Origin of the sequence: Pseudoalteromonas luteoviolacea DSM 6061 (genome assembly GCF_001625655.1) — a bacterium.
Taxonomy (GTDB): Bacteria; Pseudomonadota; Gammaproteobacteria; order Enterobacterales; family Alteromonadaceae; genus Pseudoalteromonas; species Pseudoalteromonas luteoviolacea.
Genome location: NZ_AUYB01000013.1, coordinates 84,680 through 101,296, shown reverse-complemented (window position 1 = coordinate 101,296; position 16,617 = coordinate 84,680). Strand labels below are relative to the sequence as shown.

Below are 16,617 nucleotides of genomic sequence, written 5' to 3'. Positions count from 1 at the left end.
TAATATCGCGAAACTTTGATGATAGGGGAACGTGGATGCGTCCAAGTGAAAGAACTGCGAATCAGATTAGACCTGTAACATTTACCCGTAACTATACAATGCACGCCGAAGGCTCAGTGCTTGTAGAGTTTGGCAATACTAAAGTGTTGTGTACAGCAACAGTGGAAGCGGGTGTACCGCGTTTTATGAAAGGACAGGGTAAAGGTTGGATCACCGCAGAGTATGGTATGCTTCCTCGCTCTACCCATACCCGCAATGGCCGAGAAGCTGCTAAAGGTAAGCAAGGCGGCCGTACGATGGAAATTCAACGTCTAATCGCGCGTGCATTACGCGCTGCGGTTGACTTATCTGCGCTTGGCGAAAACACAATTACGATTGATTGCGATGTTTTACAAGCCGATGGCGGTACACGCACAGCATCAATTAGTGGCGCTTGTGTTGCGCTTGTTGATGCACTTACACATATGCGTGCAAAAGGCATGATCAATGCGAATCCGCTTAAGTTTATGATTGCGGCAATCTCGGTTGGTGTATACAACGGTGAAGCGATCAGTGACTTAGAGTACCTTGAAGACTCTGAAGCAGAGACTGATATGAATGTGATCATGACAGAAACAGGCAAGCTAATTGAAGTACAGGGTACTGCTGAGGGCGAACCGTTTTCTTTTGAAGAGCTTGACGAATTACTAGCACTGGCTAAGCATTCAATTCGTGAAATTATCGATATTCAAAAGCAGGCTTTAGCGTAAACATAGAAGGTGAGTTATGAAACAGTATCAAAAAGAGTTTATTGAATTTGCACTAGAAAAGCAGGTGCTTAAGTTTGGTGAGTTTACGCTTAAATCTGGCCGTACAAGCCCATATTTTTTTAATGCTGGTTTGTTTAATACAGGTCGTGATCTTGCACGCTTAGGTCGTTTCTATGCGGCTGCGTTGGAAGATGCAGGCATTGAGTATGATGTATTATTTGGCCCTGCATATAAAGGTATTCCAATTGCAACGACTACGGCAGTTGCATTGGCAGATCATTATGATAAAGATGTACCTTACTGCTTCAACCGTAAAGAGAAAAAGCAGCACGGTGAAGGCGGAAGCCTTGTGGGGTCTGAGCTAAAAGGCCGTATCATGCTAGTCGATGACGTTATCACTGCGGGTACTGCAATTCGTGAGTCGATGGAAATCATTCAGGCGAATGAAGCAGACTTGGCAGGTGTACTGATTGCGCTGGATCGTCAAGAAAAAGGCAAAGGTGAACTTTCTGCTATTCAAGAAGTTGAGCGCGACTTTGGTACTGAAGTTGTTTCCATTGTAAAACTTGCAGACCTAATTACTTATCTTGAGCAGCAAGGCAGTGCATCTGAGCACTTAGCTGCGGTTAAAGCTTACCGTGACCAATACGGCGTAGCTTAATCTTTTCGAGATTATAAAAATACCAGCCAAGGGGCTGGTATTTTTTTGTCTGTGCAAAAGTGTTTTGCACACAAAGTCAGCCTAGGCTCATGGGAGTGTGTTACCCTAAGGGCAAATTTAATAACTAGCTGAACTTATGCATATTCATATCCTTGGGATCTGCGGCACCTTTATGGGTGGTATTGCAGCCATCGCACAATCTTTGGGCCACAAAGTGACTGGCTCAGATCAAAACGTTTACCCGCCAATGAGTACACAACTTGAATCTTTGGGTATTGAGCTGACTCAGGGCTACGACCCGGCGCAGTTGGAACCTCAGCCGGATGTAGTTGTGATCGGTAACGCAATGAGCCGCGGCAATCCGTGTGTTGAATATGTATTAGAGAAAGGCCTACCTTATACATCAGGGCCTGAATGGTTAAAGCACCATGTTTTACAAGATGCTTGGGTATTGGCGGTGGCTGGTACTCATGGCAAGACTACCACAGCCAGTATGTTGGCTTGGCTACTTGAGTACGCGGGGTTAAAGCCTGGATTTTTAATTGGTGGTATTGTTCAAAACTTTGGTGTGTCAGCACGAGTGAGCGATACGCCATTTTTTGTCATCGAAGCGGACGAATATGACACTGCGTTTTTCGATAAGCGCAGTAAGTTTGTGCACTACTTACCACGTACGCTGATTTTGAATAACCTTGAGTTTGATCATGCAGATATCTTTGCAGATTTAAGTGCAATTCAAACTCAGTTCCATCACCTAATAAGAACCTTGCCAGGCCAAGGCAAAGCCATTTACCCAGCGCAAGACATTGCAATCAATGAAGTCATTGAACGCGGTTTTTGGAGTCAAAAAGAATCGTTAGGGAAAGATTGGTCGTATCAACTAATCAATCCAGATGGCAGTCGATTTAAAGTCGTGCTGGAAGGAGACGTTGTTGGTGAAGTGAACTGGCAAGCAATTGGTGAGCACAATGTAAAAAATGCCATTATGGCGATTGCTGCTGCACGGCATGTAGGTATTCCTGTGAGTGCGAGCATCGAAGCACTGGGTGAATTTAAATCCCCGAAAAGGCGCATGGAGCTGAAAGCTGAGATTGCAAACATTTGCGTCTATGATGATTTTGCTCACCATCCTACAGCGATTGAAACAACGCTTGCAGGCCTTAGAGCCAAAGTCGGGAATGAAGAAATTATTGCGATTCTTGAGCCTCGCTCCAATACCATGAAAATGGGGGTTCATCAGGAGACGTTGATGAATGCACTCGAGGCAGCTGACAAAGCATTCGTCTATGAACCTGAGGGCTTGTCTTGGTCTCTTCAAGACGCGGCGGATAAAGCGGGGCGTCAGTGTTTTTCAAGCACCGATGACATTGTGGCGCAGGTAGTAAAGCAAGCTAAGCCTAACCAACATATATTAATCATGAGTAACGGCGGGTTTAATGGCATACATGATGCCTTAATCGCTGAGCTTAACAAGGTAATGTCATAATCACATGTCAAAATATAAAGATCCCATCACGTTAGCATTTAGTGGTGCTTCAGGTGCACCTTATGGCTTGCGCTTATTAGAAGTGCTTGTTGAACTTGATTATCAAGTATATGTACTTATATCTAGTGCTGCGCGAGTGGTGTTAGATACAGAGTCTAATGTCAAGCTGTCTGGCAATGAAGAAAAAGCCACGGAACAATTAAGTGCGCTTTGCAAAGCCAAAGATGGACAGATAAAAGTATTTGGTAAAGACAACTGGTTTAGTCCGGTGGCTTCTGGCTCGGCTGCACCTAAAAAAATGGTGGTATGTCCATGCAGTGCGGGCAGTGTGTCAGCCATTGCGCTGGGTGCTTCAGATAATTTACTGGAGCGTGCAGCAGACGTGGTGATTAAAGAGCGAGGGCAATTGATTTTAGTGCCTCGTGAAACGCCATTTAGTCCAATCCACTTGGAAAACATGCTTAAACTTAGCCAGCTAGGCGTGACGATTATGCCAGCCGCTCCGGGCTTTTATCACCAACCACAGTCAATTGAAGATCTCGTGGATTTTATGGTGGCGCGCATTTTGGACCATTTGAATATTGAACACACACTCGCTAAACGTTGGGGTTATGGCGATTAAATAAAGTGAAACACATCTAGGGGATTGGGGATCCAAAATACATGACAACTGCATTAAGTATAAAAGGCTTGCGAAAAGTCTATAAAAACGGTGTCGAAGCTGTAAAAGGGATTGATTTAGAAGTACAGCAGGGCGACTTTTTTGCGCTGCTTGGTCCAAATGGGGCCGGAAAATCGACGACTATTGGCGTGATAGCTTCACTGGTCAATAAAACTGAAGGCGAAGTGACGGTATTTGGCCACTCAATAGATTCAGCGCTAGAAGCTGCTAAATCTGAGCTTGGCCTTGTTCCGCAGGAATTCAATTTCAGTCAGTTTGAAACGCTGAATCAGATCTTAGTAAATCAAGCTGGTTATTATGGTGTACCGCGCCAAGTGGCCCATGAACGCGCTGAAAAGTATCTGAAGCAATTAGGTTTATTTGATAAAAAAGACAAGCAAGCGCGTACCTTATCAGGAGGTATGAAACGCCGCTTGATGATAGCCCGAGCTTTGATGCATGAACCAAAACTGCTGATTTTGGATGAACCAACTGCAGGTGTTGATATTGAATTAAGACGCTCTATGTGGGATTTCTTACGTGAAATCAACAGTCAGGGTGTGACGATTATTCTGACCACGCACTATTTAGAAGAAGCCGAGTTATTGTGTCGCAATATCGCCATCATTGATAAAGGGGTTATTGTTGAGCACACCACAATTAAGGCGCTACTCGCTAAGTTAGACAAAGAGACGTTTGTTCTGGACTTACAGGCGCCAATTAAGCCTGTGTCACTTGAGGGCTATCAGTTTAGTCTTGTTGACGATCATACGCTCGAAGTAGAGGTCGAAAAGTCACAAGGCTTAAACGGGGTGTTTACTCAACTTAGCGAACAGGGCAATACCGTGCTGAGTATGAGAAATAAAGCGAATCGATTGGAGGAGCTATTTGTTGGTCTATTAGAGCAGGGGCGCAGTAAATGAGTATTGTAAAATATCGAGTGGCACTGAAAAGTATCTGGATTAAAGAGTGTATTCGTTTTTTGCGGATCTGGGTGCAAACACTGGTGCCACCGGCAATTACCATGACGCTCTACTTTATTATTTTCGGCAGTTTAATCGGCTCTCGAATTGGTGAAATGGGTGGCTTTGGTTATATGGAGTTTATTGTTCCCGGTCTTATCATGATGTCGGTGATCACCAACTCTTATTCTAATGTGGCTTCGAGCTTTTATTCGACTAAGTTTCAAAAAAGCATTGAAGAACTGTTAGTTGCACCAGTGCCTAATTACATTATTGTACTTGGTTATATGGGTGGCGGCATGGCACGAGGCATGCTGGTGGGCCTTATCGTGAGCATCGTGAGTTTGTTTTTTGTAGATATTCAAATTCATAATATTGCGGTGATTGTGGCGACGGTGGTATTAACTTCAGCGGTGTTTGCTTTAGGTGGCTTAATCAATGCTGTTTACGCAAATAGCTTTGATGATATCAGTATTATTCCAACATTTGTGTTAACGCCTTTGACCTACCTAGGTGGGGTTTTTTACTCAATCCAATTATTGCCTGAGTTTTGGCAAGGTGTGTCACAGATCAACCCAATCATCTATATGGTTAATGCATTCAGATATGGCTTTTTAGGTGTTTCTGACGTCAATATCTATGTCGCTTTTGGGGTATTGATTGGCTTTATTTCAGTGCTGTTTACGATTGCATTGACACTGATTAAACGTGGTGTTGGTTTGAGACACTAGTATTTACCTGTTTGGCACCGCCCACAATAGGCGGTGCTCTATAACAAGATATATCGTTCTCAATACAGTCAACTCCCTCAAAATAACCCTTCTAACTTTTCTCTTCATAACAGCAACGATCTTATTGGTAAAAATATTTAGTGCTAATACTCTAATTTAAATGTTGCTGCAAACTATAACCGGTACTTTTTTCTATAATTCAATGCTTTATGAGTGAGTCTGTAGTTTAATATGAAGGTTAACAGTATAATTTGGCCATCGGAATAATAAATTACCAACCAATAGTCAGAGGGAATAAAGATGACTAAAAAAACTCTACTTGCTCTATGCATTTCTTCAGTTTTTACCGCTCAAGCGGTGGAACTGCAAACCAACCAAGTGAATGACCAAGGCATTGCTGTGAACAAAAGCGCACAGCAGGCTATTTTCACAGGTGTGCCAACTTTGAATGATGTAAGTCCAGGTACCGTATCTGTCGTAGACAATAACGATGGCACTGTGGCAGTTAAATTTTCTGAGTGGTCTTATTTAGATGGTGCTCACCAAGATGAAACCGTTCCAACGATGGTAATGGGCATTGGTCGTCATCAACAGCAGGATGGTTCTATTTGGGAAGTAGGCGTTATTGATCTTGATGCTGCGAGCAAAATGGTTTCTTTCCAAGAAAAGATGCCGCAGGTGCCATATGTATTTTTAACGGGTCAAGTGCTTAATGGTACAGAGCCATACACAGCGAGAGCGAGTCACGTCACCCGAGAAGGCTTTAACGCGCAAGTTCAGTATCAAGAAAGTAGCAAATCAACAACAGCCCAAAAAGTTGCTTATTTAGCAGTCTATGCGCCGAATAATGCAGGTGCTTTAGATTCAGGAATTAACTATAAACTGGACCAAGCGAGAGTAACGGATCAGCTTACTTCAGTTGGTACACATGATATTCAATTACAAGAAGAGCAATCGAGTGACTCGGAAGTAACCCATACGACTGAAGTAATTAATGTACTTGAATTGAATGAGCACTTATTTGCGCAGGATATTACCACCTTAGGTGGAGATACCATGACCATTCGAGCAAACTTGAATGTACGTGAGCCAAGTGTGCCTGCACCACAAAGTTGTCAGGCTATTCTAAGCTCAGATCCTTCTGCTCAGTCGGGTTATTACAAGCTTGATGTAGATGGTGAAGGTGGATTAAGCGAGTTTACAACCTACTGTGATATGGAATATCAAGGCGGTGGTTGGATGCTTGTGAGTCTTAGGTTTGTACCAAATAAAAACTACAATGGCTGGCCAAATGATCTGACTGGCTTTTTTGTAGAGGCGCAGAACATCACGTCATTTGATGATAACTACTACTTACCTGATGCGCACTGGAAAACTATCAAAGATACGTTCCAAGAGTTAATGATCACAGCGCCTACAGCAAATGGAGCATACGCGATTGCTGATATTGCGGTATTAAAACAGGCTAACTGTATGCCATTACAAGAAACACTGGGTCTAATCCCTGGAGAGTCGGGCGAGAGAAGATACAGACTATTCTGGCATGAGAACTCAGGTTGTTCAGGTTCTGGTAGTGATTATTCTATGCTTAACTACCAAAATATCTATGGTTTCTCAAGCATATACAAATCAACAAACATTAGCTCGTATGTATCTCAGCATACGTCGTATGTTTATGTAAGATAAGTCTTACTGTTCTACATGGCTGTTTGGGGACACAAAATTATTGTGCTCTTCAATCGGCCATGAAACTGATAGCAAATATATCCCAGTAGGAACAAAAGAGTATTTAATTTGACGACCAGTCTAAAGAATCGCCTGCACAGCCCTATTAATTTGACAATACGCTATTTACTTTACTCTCCAAGCTTCTAAAATTGGCCCATTTACAGATAAAAATACGAGTATCATGGCTGACGCAAACTCTCGAAGTATCACCACTAATCAGACTGAACTGCATGAAAAGCTGGATGAAATCGTCCAAAAGCATCTTAATTCAGAGTTCAAAAAGCCCATCGCAGAGCATACCTTAAAAGCATTTAATGAAGTAAATGAAAAGGTACAGGCTTTTAACGGGCCAATTATTTTGGACTCTTGTTGTGGGGTTGGTGAGAGCACAGCTAACTTGGCAAAATTACACCCTGATGCGCTCGTAATTGGTATCGACAAATCTTCCCACCGACTAGATAAGCACGATGTGGAGTACAAGCAGGATGAGCATGGACAGTACATTTTAGTGCAAGCGGACTTGAATGACTTTTGGCGTTTGGCCTGTGACGCGAACTGGCAACCGACACATCATTACCTGCTTTATCCAAACCCTTGGCCTAAATCTAAGCATATTCAGCGTCGATGGCATGGAGCCGCTGTTTTCCCATATATCGTCAAGTTAGGAGGGTGTTTAGAGGTGCGCAGTAATTGGGATATTTATGTCAAAGAGTTTGCGCATGCTCTGCAATTGGCAGGTGTTAAAGCAAGTGCCCAGCCTTATCACAGCGACGATGCAATCACGCCGTTTGAACGAAAATATTGGGCAAGTGGGCAGTCTAGTACACGCTTGGTAGTAGAGATTTAGCCAGTTAAGAAGGCACCTTAAGGTGCCTTTTAATTGTCAAAAATAGGCGTTTCTTGCTGCTCTTTAATGTGTGGTGCTGCTGCGCCAATATAAGAACCCTCAAACATGGTAATATGGGTTTCCTTGAGCTGTTGTAACTGCGCTTTATTGGTAATACCGGACACAACCAAAGATATTTGGCTATCTTTACACTGCTCACCAATGTGCTTTACCAGTCCTTTAACCTGAGGGTTATCAGCGAGTTGTTCAACAAGTGTTTCTTCAAGTTTTACCGCATTAATCGACATTTTTAACATGCGGCTAATAGTAAGAAGGCCACTGTTTCGTGAGTTCACAAGAATATTAACGCCCTTGCTTCGCAAAATACTGATGATAGCTGACATGTCATTAAACTGGCTGATAAGTGCTTGCTCGTCTAATTCAAATGTGATCAAGTTTGGTTGCGGGTAGCGATTGATGGCTTGGTTAATACTTTCCATCATTTGTGGATCGCTTAAATCTTGGGGAGTAAGCGCAAGACTCCACGCTATGTTCGTCTTTCTAAATTGAGTGACGCACAACTCCAGCATTTGTTTGGTGAGCTGTGAATTGAGACGCGAGTGCTTAATGACTTCTCCAAAAGCTTGAGATTTAAGGATAACACCTTGCTCTGTGAGTACGCGTGGAGCACAGTGGTATTGCACAATTTTACCATCGTTGATGCGTGCTCTTGGAGTGAAATAAGGAATTATCCTGTGCTGATCAAAAGCACTTTGCACTGTTTTTGCAATGGCCAAATTAGACTCTTGTAGTAATTTGGTTTTTTGAGTTTGCTGGCCATAAATATATGTCGTCTGGTGCAACTGCTGAGCTTGGCGACAAGCAATGAATGCATTTTCTAAAAGTAGACCTTTGTTGCCTTTTGCAATACCCGCTTTGAGCTGAATATACAAAAGAGGCTCTTCTAAAATTGGCCTAGAAAAAGGGAATTCTGAGATTAAATTATTCAAATAGTGTTCACCGTTTGGTGTGTCGCACATTAATACGAGTTTTGAGGTGGCCAGTCGATAAACCTTAAAAGGTTTTGTAAAACTCTGAAAGTAGCTCATCACATTTTGAATAACTTTGTCACCCACCGCTGCGCCGTAAAAGCTAATAATTTCCTCAAGCTCGCAAATAGAGATAATCGCAAGGCTTAAATGTTGGCGTTTAGCTCTAAGCAAGTCTTGCTCTAAGGCTAAGCGGTTGGCAAATCCAGTTCTTGCGTCTGTCGTCAATGCGCGTCGGTATACTAACAGATACATACCAGCAACAAGCAAAGCAATACAAAAGAAAAAACTTGCGGATAACGCTGCTTGCGTCACGTTGTCTTGGAGCTGCGATTCGATATGAGATATCGTGATATCGGCACCGGTTAAGTATATTTGCCCTTTCGGTGTTATATGGGGTACGAAAATAGTTTTAAAATGCCCCCACTTATCAACAGAGACTTCAAAAACTTCCTTGGTGGAGCGAAAGGCGCCTTTGTTGGTTGTTGTTGCCTCTGGGTAGATGTCTCTATACATGGTGATGTTACCATTGGTGATATCATCTACTGTATAACTGGATGCTGTAAAACGAACATGGGGAGAGTCATATACCATGGTATAGACGTATTCCACTCCAACAGCCTGTGCTAATTTGGTGAGCTGCTCACTGGCTTGCTTAAATTCTTCATCGTTGATGTTATTGAGGTTATCGTGATAATCCGCACCAACAAAGAGGTTGGCGCTTTGTGCCGCGATGCGCAGGGTTTCATCGATTTCTTCCATTATTACTGTTTTGGTGTTGTGGTAGGTATAGTAAACGTAACCCGCCAGCGATATAACGAAAGTAAGAAAGCCCACTAATACCCAAGTGAAAGAGAGGGTACGATGAGCAAAGTTCCATTTTTTCATTGCAGTTCCGATTGCCTAAGCATTAACAATATTGCAAATTTTATAGGCTTGGATGAGTTTTTACAAAGTATTTCATGAAATGGTGATGCATTATGTTCCTAAAAAGCTCTATTTCAGCTATTTATACAGAAAATAGCCTTTTAGCTTACTTTTTTGCTGCTCATTTGCAGACTTTCCCGCAACTTTAAAGTAGAGTTAGTCATTTCGTAATAAATTAGCAAGGTAGATGTGCCTATCAGACGCAGCCTCGAGGCGCACACATCTACTTACTCTTTTGTGATTGGGAATTAGAATGGGTCCAAAGCGTTGTGCAGTCGCTTCTGAAGAAAGCTTAATGCGAATCTTTACCGTACCAGAAGCGCCAGGCTCTACACTCAGTAAAATAGAACAAGAAATCTCACATAACCTTGCTGGGTTTTTGAATGAGAACATTGCTGCTGTTGAAAAGCCATTACACGAAATAGAAAAAGATTTTCAATCTGCTTCTATTCCTGAAGAGCCGACTTTTGTTTCGGATTATGCTCAAGATATCATGGAGCAATTAGTGGCGCATTCGGTTCACACCGCGTCACCAAGCTTTATTGGTCATATGACCTCGGCATTACCGCACTTTTTACTACCACTATCCAAGTTGATGGTTGGCCTGAACCAGAATTTGGTAAAAATTGAAACATCCAAAGCGTTCACTCCACTTGAAAGACAAGTCCTTGGGATGATGCATCACTTAACCTATGGCCAAAGTGAAACCTTTTATCAAAAGTGGATGCACAGTGCTAAAAATGCATTGGGTGCATTTTGTTCGGGCGGTACCGTAGCCAATATCACTGCTTTATGGATTGCAAGAAACCGATTACTCAAAGCTGATGGCGACTTTAAGGGGATATCATCGCAAGGAATGTTTGCAGCCATGATGCACTATGGCTATAAAGGGCTTGCTGTATTGGTATCAGAACGAGGGCATTATTCGTTAGGCAAAGCGGCTGATGTACTTGGTATCGGGCGAGATAACTTCATCGCAATAGGTACTGACAAAAACAATAAGGTAGACATGGTTGCGATGCGTGAGAAGGCATTGGAACTAGAGTCTCAAGGCATTAAGGTCATGGCCATTGTTGGTGTGGCAGGCACAACCGAAACAGGCAATATTGACCCATTGAATGATATGGCTCAGCTGTGTGAGGAGCTTAATTGCCATTTCCATGTAGATGCTGCTTGGGGTGGAGCGACTTTATTGTCTAATACATACCGGCATTTGTTATCAGGTATCGAAAAAGCAGATTCAGTAACCATTGATGCGCATAAGCAAATGTATGTGCCTATGGGGGCTGGGATTGTGCTGTTTAAGGACCCTGCTGCAACCGATGTAATTGAACATCACGCAGAATACATTTTGCGTAAAGGTTCAAAAGATTTGGGTAGTCATACTCTAGAGGGAAGTCGCCCTGGTATGGCAATGTTAGTTCATGCTTGTTTGCAAGTCATTGGCCGTAAAGGGTATGAAATGCTAATTGATCAGAGTATTGAAAAAGCACAGTACTTTGCCGATCTGATTACTAAACAAGAGGACTTTGAACTTATTTCACAGCCTGAGTTATGCCTACTTACATACCGTTATGTACCTAAGGCGATAAAAGGTGCGCTTGAACATGCGGATGAGCAAGAAAAGCTGGACATATATGCAGCCTTGAATCGATTAACGGCGAGCATGCAGAAGCGACAACGTGAAACGGGTCGTTCGTTTGTTTCAAGAACGCGTTTGACTCCAGAACAGTATGATAATCAGCCAACGGTTGTGTTCAGAGTTGTGTTGGCAAACCCACTGACCTCTTACCAAATGTTAAATGATATTTTGGAGGAGCAACGGGAAATGGCGCAGCATGATCCAATAATGAAAAAGTATTTAAGTAAATATTTATAGATATGAAGGAGCTTTACGCTCCTTTTTTATTTTTCCTTCCCCCAATACCTTTAATCAAACTTTTTGTTTGATAGTGCATATAAGTCATATGGTTAATTATTAATTTCAAGTACTTCACAGTTAACGCATGCTCTGTGACAGCTCTCTGAAAACTATTTTCTGGAAAGAAGTACCTTTACTGGGATAAAAATGGGTGATTTTTTATCGTTTAGGCGTATTATTATTCAAAGCAGTAGCTTAGTTGTTTTACCCCAAAGTAAAGAGATCTGGAAATTGGTAAAACAGAGCCAAGTGAGTACTTGATGCCAGTTTTGTACTGGTTAGTTACGATATGACTTGGAAACAAGTGCAAAACTAGATGTATTTGGGTGAAAAAATTGGCTGTAGATAGTAAAGAGAATGATGATTTATCTAACCATAGACATAACGAGTTAACACACGTCACGCAAAGACTTAGACGGGTATTATCCAAAGAAGTTGATGTCTCGGTTGGGCACCAACAGTTTCTCGCCGACATTATTTTGGAAGGGAAGGCGTTACTGGACGTTAGCCGTGTGTCCATTTGGTTATTCGATAATGCAGCTAACCCAACTAGATTAATTAATTATGCCAATACGGATTGGGATGGATTGATTTCTAGTCCTTTACCTGAACTTCAAGTAACTGATTATCCGATTTACTTTCGCACGATTGTCAGTGGCGAAACCATTTCTGCACGTAATGCGTTGACTGATTCTCGTACCAGTGAGTTTAAAGATGGATATTTAAAACCGCAACAAATTGCAGCTCTACTCGATACTGCTATCTTTCAAAATGGTTTGGCTATTGGTGTGGTGTGCTGTGAAGGCAGATTTCACCCAAGAGATTGGTTGTCCTGGGAAGTGGTTGCAGCAGAATTAATTGCCGATTGTTGTAGTCGTCGCTTACTCGTGCACGAACTTTGGCAAATGCAGCAGCAATTGACTGAAATGGCCTTTCAAGATGTGCTCACAGGACTCAAAAATCGCCGGTATTTAATGGACTACGCCAAGAGTGAAATGAGCCGCCACCAGCGAGCAGATCGGCCATTGAGCCTATTGATGATTGATCTAGATCGATTTAAAAAGATCAATGATAAATATGGGCATGACGGTGGGGACGAAGTATTAAAGCGGTTCTCTGATTGTTGTACCAATTTAGTCAGAGCTGAAGATTGTGTGTGTCGATTAGGTGGTGAAGAATTCATTATTCTGCTGCCAGAGACTGAAGTTGCATCCGCCATGAATGTGGCGCAGCGGCTTCGTGAAGAGGCCGCAGCACTTAAGGTGGCATATGAAGGGCAAGAAATCTCTTTTACTGTGAGTATTGGCGTGGCAGAGGTTAATTTAAATATGCCGTTTAGCAAATCTCTTAAAGCCGCAGATCAGGCGGTTTATCAGGCCAAAGCTGCTGGACGCGATCAAATAAAACTGGCTCTTTAAACGCCTATTAGTAAGAGTGATTAAAGAGCGCTTTTAATTTAGCAGGCTTAAGCGGCTTTGTTAGATAGTGGATCTGACTTTCTTTTGCCTCAGCTTTGAGAGTTTGGTCACGAACCGCTGTAATAAGCACCGCAGGTATTTCACTTTGCCAAATTTCACGCAAGGTTTTGATTAAAGTAATGCCATCGCAGTGAGAGTCTAGCTGATAGTCCACTAACAGCATATCAGGTGCTTTGTTGTCTTTTGCACACTTTATTGTCTCTTCCACTTGACTAAATAGTTCGTGTTGCAATTGCCACTTAGTCAGCAAACTAGACATCGCCGCTAGGTTATTGGGGTCATCATCGATCACCATGACTTTGAGTTTACGTTTGTTGTCCGCTTGGCTCACTGTATTTGGTGTAACGACTTGGGCAGCATCTCCAAGAGGAACATCAATATAAAAACGACTGCCCTTTGTGGGAATTGATTTTATTGCAAGCGGTATACTCATCAAGTCACATAGCCTTTTAACCACTCCAAGGCCCAACCCAACTCCGCGATTGTCTCCGGCTTCAATGCGATAAAAATCATTAAATATTTTTTGTTGCTCATGTTCGGTGATGCCAGGTCCTGTGTCCCATACTTCGATGCGTAGGCTATGAGCTCGTTTACGACAAGCGATCAATACACTACCAGACTCCGTATACTTTACTGCGTTGGATACTAAGTTTTGCACGACCCTACGTAAATAAGTTATATCACTGTGAACAGTAAATTCGCTGTTTCTGACTTTCAGTTTAAGTCCCTTCTCTTGGCAGATAATCGCGTACTCATTTTCGAGCGGCGCCAAGATGTCGGTAATTTTAAAGTGGCGAGGAGTGGGTTGCATCGCACCTTGCTCTAATTTCGCAATATCGAGTAATGAAGACATGAGATGAACTGTCGAGTCGAGGCTATTGCCTAGCTTATGCAGATTACTGCGTTCGGCGTCTGGTAAATGCTTTTCCTCTATGGCGCCGAGATATAACCTAGCGGCATTCAGGGGCTGCAAAATGTCATGGCTGGCTAAGGCCAAAAAGCGAGTTTTACTGTCATTGGCTTTTTCTGCTTCTTTTTTTGCGGCAACGAGATCTTGTTCAATTTTCTCTCTGGTAGCAATTTGAGCTTTGAGGTCTTGGTTGATAGCGCGGATTTCAAGCATTCTGGCCTCAATGCGATTCTCAAGATCCATATTGATTTCTTCTAGTGCATTTTGTGTTGCCATATGCATGGTAATGTCAGAAAAACTGGTAACAAAACCTCCACCCGGCAGCGGATTTCCTGTCATCTCGAATACTTGGCCATTTTCTCTATGGCGAATGTAGTGATGTGGAGTGCCATTTTTGAGGTGCTGAACACGTTTTTCCACGAGCTTTTCAAGGGTGCCTGGACCACATTCGCCACGCTGAGCGTTATAGCGGATAATTTCCTCAATATCTTGGCCTACTTGCAGGTAACCTTTAGGGTATTCAAACATTTCATGGTAGCGCTTATTCCATGCAACGAGTTTTAGATCCTTGTCGACAACTGAGATACCATGACTTAGGTTCTCCAGTGATGTAAATAGCAAGTTTTGATTAAACTGCAGTGCTTGGGTGGTTTCATCGAAGAAAGTAACGACTTCTTCAAATGCCATTTGTTTACCAGATGACACAGCATGAATAAGGGCTTGTGCAGATGAAGCACCCAATACTCCGGTGAGTGCTCGTTCACAAAAATTAATGAAATCAGCTGTTGGAGAAGCATTGTTATCGTCGATATCTTCATTGAGCGCATAATGGCCAAGTAGCTGCTGGCTGCGCTGGATACCTAAAAATGTTTGCAGTAAAACTTTAAAATCGTAGACCGTGGCCTTTACTTCTTTATTCAGCTTTTTAGCCAGTGCCGCTTGCTCTTTGGGTTTTACAAAGGCGGTTGCTTGTAATTTATCAATCAAGCGCTCATAAGCACCCAGAGAAAAGCTAATGTAGCAACTAATGTTGGCCAGTAAGGCGAGCAGTGTGCCACGCGTTACAATAGATTGCTGGGTTTGGTAGTCTAGTAATTCGGGTGTAGAAACAATGGGTAGTAATAAAAACAGTGCCCAGCAAATAAGACCTGCGGTGAGGCCTGCATACACCCCATAGGCATGTCCTTTTCGCCAGTAAAGTCCGCCGACAATTGCGGGCAATAATTGAGTAACCAGTGAAAACGCAACAAGCCCCATACTGGCTAAGGCCGCCCCATGCCCAACCCATTGTTGATATAGGTACGCTAACAACAAGATTGCGCCGATGATAAAACGTCTCACCAAGAGAATTTGCGACTTATAATTGTTCGTTAATAAGCTTCGTTTAAAACGTCTCTTTAACAATAGAGGCAACACAATATCATTGGAGAGCATAGTACTGAGCGTGAGCGTGGCGACTACTATCATTGCGGTTGCAGCCGATAATCCACCGATAAACACAAAGGTAGAGACCACTGGGTATTCAAGATTTAATGGCAGGGCCAATACAAAACTATCTGCTGAAATATGTTGACCAATTTGTGGGTGAATCGCTGCGCTAGCTATTGGGATTATCATCAGGGCAATAAGCACCAAGTAAAGTGGAAATGCCCATCTAGCAGTGTTTAAGTGGTTACTATTTTGATTGTCGACCACAGTAACGTGAAATTGCCTTGGCAAACAAATAATGGCGGCTGCAGCCATTAATGTTTGGCCGATAAAGTTGAAGTTTGAAAAGTCAAAGCCTTGCCAGTGAGCCCAAACTAGCTCGGTATCTTTTTGAGCTATGATGGCTTGAAAAGACAAATAGGCAACCGCTATCAGCGCTAACAGCTTGATAACGGACTCAAAAGCAACGGCAAGCATTAAGCCCGAACGATACTCTGTTACGTCGACTTTTCGCGCGCCAAAAAATATGGCAAACAGCGCCATCATTAATGTACCGGTAAGTGCCAATGTTGCGCCGGAAATATCATCATTGTTGCGTAGCAATTCAAAACTATTTGCGAGTGCTTTGAGCTGAAGCGCTATATAGGGGATAGTCGCAAGCAAAGCAATCAATGTGACCATAATGGCCGTCGTTTGGCGTTTTCCATAGCGGGCGCTAATAAAATCAGAAATGGTTGTGATGTTTTGTTTTTTACTTACAAGTATTAGCTTGCGTAAAAAGCCATGACCAAAAAGAAATAGCAGAATAGGGCCTAGCAAGATAGGGAAAAAATGCCAGCTACTCGCCGCAGCGGTACCGACCGAACCATAATATGTCCAAGAAGTACAATATATTCCCAATGCAAGCGCATACACAAATGGGTGGTGACTAATTTTTTGTGCCAATGGTGTCTGTTTGTCACCCCAATTAGCCAACCAAAATAGCAATCCGATATAGCTTAAAGCAACGAGTATGAGGGCAGCAGTCATCTTGAATCCTAATAGATGTTTCTGATTATATTGTTAAATTTCTAGCCTTTACGCAGATTAATCATATCTGG

Annotated in this window: 12 protein-coding genes; 10 read left to right on the top strand and 2 right to left on the bottom strand. The window is 42.6% G+C overall.

Annotated elements, in window-relative coordinates; genetic code table 11:
- Window positions 1-35: 35 nt before the first annotated feature.
- The 8 genes from rph (at window position 36) to trmB (ending at window position 7,825) form a co-directional block, all read left to right on the top strand.
- On the top strand, window positions 36-749 hold the full coding sequence (gene rph / locus N475_RS00860) for a ribonuclease PH (protein WP_023399777.1): 714 nt from the start codon (window positions 36-38) through the stop codon (window positions 747-749).
- 16 nt (window positions 750-765) lie between these two features.
- Entirely contained in the window at window positions 766-1,410 is a 645-nt protein-coding gene (gene pyrE / locus N475_RS00855; protein WP_063356658.1) for an orotate phosphoribosyltransferase, read from the top strand.
- 136 nt (window positions 1,411-1,546) lie between these two features.
- Entirely contained in the window at window positions 1,547-2,896 is a 1,350-nt protein-coding gene (gene mpl / locus N475_RS00850) for a UDP-N-acetylmuramate:L-alanyl-gamma-D-glutamyl-meso-diaminopimelate ligase (RefSeq protein ID WP_063364531.1), read from the top strand.
- Window positions 2,897-2,900: 4 nt separating this feature from the next.
- Window positions 2,901-3,518, top strand: coding sequence for a flavin prenyltransferase UbiX (locus tag N475_RS00845; protein WP_063356656.1), 618 nt, complete (start codon window positions 2,901-2,903; stop codon window positions 3,516-3,518).
- Window positions 3,519-3,559: 41 nt separating this feature from the next.
- The gene (locus N475_RS00840; RefSeq protein ID WP_063356655.1) at window positions 3,560-4,480 is read left to right on the top strand and encodes an ABC transporter ATP-binding protein; all 921 of its coding nucleotides are present in this window, start codon (window positions 3,560-3,562) and stop codon (window positions 4,478-4,480) included.
- Window positions 4,481-4,482: 2 nt separating this feature from the next.
- On the top strand, window positions 4,483-5,250 hold the full coding sequence (locus tag N475_RS00835) for an ABC transporter permease (protein ID WP_063356805.1): 768 nt from the start codon (window positions 4,483-4,485) through the stop codon (window positions 5,248-5,250).
- A 300-nt stretch (window positions 5,251-5,550) separates the two neighbouring features.
- Window positions 5,551-6,936 (top strand): fibrinogen-like YCDxxxxGGGW domain-containing protein, encoded by a 1,386-nt coding sequence (locus N475_RS25905; protein ID WP_063356654.1) that lies wholly within the window; start codon window positions 5,551-5,553, stop codon window positions 6,934-6,936.
- A gap of 223 nt (window positions 6,937-7,159) precedes the next feature.
- Window positions 7,160-7,825 carry a tRNA (guanine(46)-N(7))-methyltransferase TrmB gene (gene trmB, locus N475_RS00825; protein WP_063356653.1) on the top strand — a complete coding sequence of 222 codons (666 nt, stop codon included), beginning with the start codon at window positions 7,160-7,162 and terminating at the stop codon, window positions 7,823-7,825.
- Between the two features lie 29 nt (window positions 7,826-7,854).
- Here trmB and N475_RS00820 read toward each other — a convergent pair whose 3' ends face one another.
- Entirely contained in the window at window positions 7,855-9,741 is a 1,887-nt protein-coding gene (locus N475_RS00820) for a GGDEF domain-containing protein (protein WP_063364530.1), read from the bottom strand.
- Window positions 9,742-10,033: 292 nt separating this feature from the next.
- Between N475_RS00820 and panP the strand changes: the two genes are divergently transcribed.
- Together panP and N475_RS00810 are read left to right on the top strand one after the other, a co-directional pair.
- Window positions 10,034-11,659 carry a pyridoxal-dependent aspartate 1-decarboxylase PanP gene (panP, locus tag N475_RS00815; protein WP_063364529.1) on the top strand — a complete coding sequence of 542 codons (1,626 nt, stop codon included), beginning with the start codon at window positions 10,034-10,036 and terminating at the stop codon, window positions 11,657-11,659.
- A 377-nt stretch (window positions 11,660-12,036) separates the two neighbouring features.
- Window positions 12,037-13,119, top strand: a complete 1,083-nt coding sequence (locus N475_RS00810) for a sensor domain-containing diguanylate cyclase (RefSeq protein ID WP_063356804.1) — start codon at window positions 12,037-12,039, stop codon at window positions 13,117-13,119.
- Between the two features lie 7 nt (window positions 13,120-13,126).
- Here N475_RS00810 and N475_RS00805 read toward each other — a convergent pair whose 3' ends face one another.
- On the bottom strand, window positions 13,127-16,546 hold the full coding sequence (locus N475_RS00805; RefSeq protein WP_063356650.1) for a hybrid sensor histidine kinase/response regulator: 3,420 nt from the start codon (window positions 16,544-16,546) through the stop codon (window positions 13,127-13,129).
- Window positions 16,547-16,617 lie beyond the last annotated feature (71 nt).

Coding starts and splice junctions, on each gene's coding strand:
- rph (WP_023399777.1), top strand. CDS start 36: ATGCGTCCAAGTGAAAGAACTGCGAATCAGATTAGACCTGTAACATTT.
- pyrE (WP_063356658.1), top strand. CDS start 766: ATGAAACAGTATCAAAAAGAGTTTATTGAATTTGCACTAGAAAAGCAG.
- mpl (WP_063364531.1), top strand. CDS start 1,547: ATGCATATTCATATCCTTGGGATCTGCGGCACCTTTATGGGTGGTATT.
- N475_RS00845 (WP_063356656.1), top strand. CDS start 2,901: ATGTCAAAATATAAAGATCCCATCACGTTAGCATTTAGTGGTGCTTCA.
- N475_RS00840 (WP_063356655.1), top strand. CDS start 3,560: ATGACAACTGCATTAAGTATAAAAGGCTTGCGAAAAGTCTATAAAAAC.
- N475_RS25905 (WP_063356654.1), top strand. CDS start 5,551: ATGACTAAAAAAACTCTACTTGCTCTATGCATTTCTTCAGTTTTTACC.
- trmB (WP_063356653.1), top strand. CDS start 7,160: ATGGCTGACGCAAACTCTCGAAGTATCACCACTAATCAGACTGAACTG.
- N475_RS00820 (WP_063364530.1), bottom strand. CDS start 9,741: ATGAAAAAATGGAACTTTGCTCATCGTACCCTCTCTTTCACTTGGGTA.
- panP (WP_063364529.1), top strand. CDS start 10,034: ATGGGTCCAAAGCGTTGTGCAGTCGCTTCTGAAGAAAGCTTAATGCGA.
- N475_RS00805 (WP_063356650.1), bottom strand. CDS start 16,546: ATGACTGCTGCCCTCATACTCGTTGCTTTAAGCTATATCGGATTGCTA.